A 507-nucleotide genomic window follows, 5' to 3' on the forward strand; every position below is an offset into this window, starting at 1 on the left:
GAAGAGGTGTGGCGCGATGCGCCCTTGGCGGGGCGTATACGGCACATGATGCACAGTCAGATACAAGCTGACGACCTGTCAGCAAAACCGCAGGAGGTAACCGGTGAACACCCAATTTCCGCTGCATGAATTCAGAGACTGGAAACCTGATTATGCCTGCCGAATTCGGCGTCAATTCCGTGCACAATGCCTGGCCGTTCTCGACTTCTGCCGAACGGTCGGCGGAGCTGGCGAATCAAGATGCGCTCAAGGGCCTCTCCGAGGTGGACCGTGATCTTCTCTACCTGATCCGAGATCCGCTGTACGGGCGCTGGCGTGAACAGATCACGGCCATTGGCGGCTGCGCCAAGCCGGTGTACCTGTCCGGGAACACGGTCACCTACCACCCCGGCACGGGTGAGGTCGTCTCGTCCTACTCGACGGGCGCAGAACCGGGTGAGCGGTTGCCGGTGCGCTGCCGTAACCGCCGCGCCTCGGTGTGTGAGCCCTGTTCCCGGCTGCACTCGG

1 protein-coding gene is annotated in these 507 nt (G+C 62.1%); it reads left to right on the forward strand.

Going from position 1 to position 507, the window contains the following annotated elements; all coding sequences use genetic code 11:
* Positions 1-125 precede the first annotated feature (125 nt).
* Positions 126-507, forward strand: a 382-nt coding sequence (locus ACYVOO_RS18345; RefSeq protein WP_461016707.1) for a replication initiator, incomplete at its 3' end; no start/stop codon positions are given.

This window comes from Streptomyces daliensis, assembly GCF_054782395.1.